Raw genomic sequence first — 2,224 nt, forward strand, 5'->3', positions numbered from 1 at the left:
GCCGCGCACCGCGCGAGCACAGGGAGTTGAAGCGGACGTGAACACCGAGTTCCGGGACGGGCGCGCGGAGCGGGAGGACGGCGCGGGGGAGGGCGGCGGGCCCGCAACCGGCGGGCCCGCAACCGGCGAGGCGGCGGCCGGTGGGCTCGACGTCGGTACGTACGAAGTGCTGCGCGACCGGCTCGCCGCGCAGGCCGCCGAGCTGGCCCGCGGCGCCGAGGCGCTGAACGCGCGGCGCGTGGAGACCTTCGGCTCCACCGAGCTGCGGCTCCTGGGCACCGAGCAGATCCGCACCGAGCAGCGGTGCGTGCCGCGCGACGTCGTCGCCGTCGGCGGACGCCTCCTCCTCGGCTACACCACCCCGGACAGCGCCAACACCGAGACGACCGTCGCGGACGTCTTCGCGCTGCACACCCTGCGTCGTTCGGACGACGGCGAGGGCATCACTCTCGACGAAGCCGACGAGCAGGACCTCCCCGAGCTGCTCCGCGACTCCGCCTTCCAGCGCGAGTTCGGCGAGCTGCACCGCTACTACCGCGCCGCCGCCCTCCGCCGCCTGCGCCGGGTCGACGGCAAGCTCCTCGCCGTCTTCCGCACCGGCCCGAACCCCGGCGACCTGCGCGTCCTGCGCTGGCAGCTCGCCGCCGACGGCACGCCCCGCTACCTCGACGCGCGCGGCGAGCGCGACCACACGGACCCGCCGTCGCAGGAGATCGAGTGGACCGCCGCCACCCGCGACGACCACGTGCTCGGCCGTCACCCGCACGTCGCGATCGGCGAGGGGATCTACGTCTCCACCGTCGGCGGCGCCCTCACCGTCAAGACCGAGAACACCACCGAGTCCGGTGAGGGCATCTACAGCGAGCCCGTCGAGGAGCCGCTCCAGTCGCTCGCCGACGCGGACATCGAGCACGCCCGCATCGGCCCGCTCGTGCTGCTGCGCGTACGCCCGTACAACGAGAGCGTTCAGCGCCACCTCGTCTACAACGCCACCACCCGCACCGTCGTGCGGCTCGACGGCATCGGCCAGGCGTGCCTGCGCCTCCCCGACGACCAAGGCGTCATCTTCCCCGGCGGCTACTGCCTGGCCACCGGCGCCGCCCGCACCTTCGACGCCCTCGACACCGACGGCCTCGGCTACGCGGGGGCCACCCCCTCGCCCAACGGCGAGGACGTCCTCTACGCCTTCCGCGACCCCGCCGACGGCCGCACCCTGCTGCTGTCCTACAACCTCATCCGCAAGGAGGTCGCCACCCCGCTGCTGTGCCAGGGCTACGCGCTCTTCGACGACGGCACGCTCATCGCCCTGCGCGCCGGGGCCGACGAGCCGTCGCGCGTGCACGCCGTGCAGACCTGGCAGAGCCCGTACGTCTCCGAGACGTACGCCGCCGGGGTCGCGGGCACCGGGCCGCTGGAGCGGGTGGGCAACGCCGACCTGGTGCGCGGCATCTCCGAGCTGCTGACCGTGGCCCGTACGGCCGCCGAGCCCACCGGCACGCACGCCGGCTTCGCGGCGATCACCGACGCTTGCTCCCGGCTCACCGACCGCTTCCACTGGCTCGCGGACGACGCGCTCGGCGACCTCCAGCAGCCGTTGGCGCTGGTGCGGGGCACCGCGGAACAGGTGCTGGCGGAGTTCGAGACCGTACAGAACCTCACCCGGCAGGCCGCCGACGCGCTCGGCGAGGCCGCCTCCCAGATCGCCTCGCTGGTGCGGCGCGTCCGCGGCGAGGCGCCGCGCAGCGCGGACGCCTGGGTCGCGCAGCTCACCGAACTCCGCCACTCCCAAGGCAGGTTGGAGACCCTGCGCGAGCTGCGGTACGTGGACGTCGAGCGGATCGACGCGCTGGCGGCGGAGGTGGCGGACGACATCGGCGCGACCGCGCAGCGCGCCGTCACCTTCCTCCAGCAGGACGACGCGTTCGCCGGGTATCAGGAGGACGTCGAGCGGCTGACCGCCGACGCCGAGGCCATCACCACCGTCGCCGGGGCCGCCCCCGTCGGCGAGCGGCTCGACGAGCGGACCGAGGGCCTCCAGATCCTTACCGAGGTCGTCGCGGGGCTCGACATCGGCGACGCGACCGTCCGCACCTCCATCCTGGAGCGCATCGCCGAGGTGCTCGGCGGCGTCAACCGCGCCCGCGCCACCCTCGCCGCGCGCCGCCGCGAACTCCTCGACCACGAGGGGCGCGCCGAGTTCGCCGCCGAGTTCGCGCTGCTGGGG

General features: G+C 74.6%; 1 protein-coding gene. It reads left to right on the plus strand.

What is annotated here, in order from left to right:
* Positions 1-37 precede the first annotated feature (37 nt).
* Positions 38-2,224: DNA repair ATPase (locus tag ACFU99_RS41295; protein WP_384403246.1), on the plus strand; the 2,187-nt coding region annotated here is incomplete at its 3' end.

Origin of the sequence: Streptomyces sp. NPDC057654, assembly GCF_042800135.1 — a bacterium.
Lineage (GTDB): Bacteria > Actinomycetota > Actinomycetes > Streptomycetales > Streptomycetaceae > Streptomyces.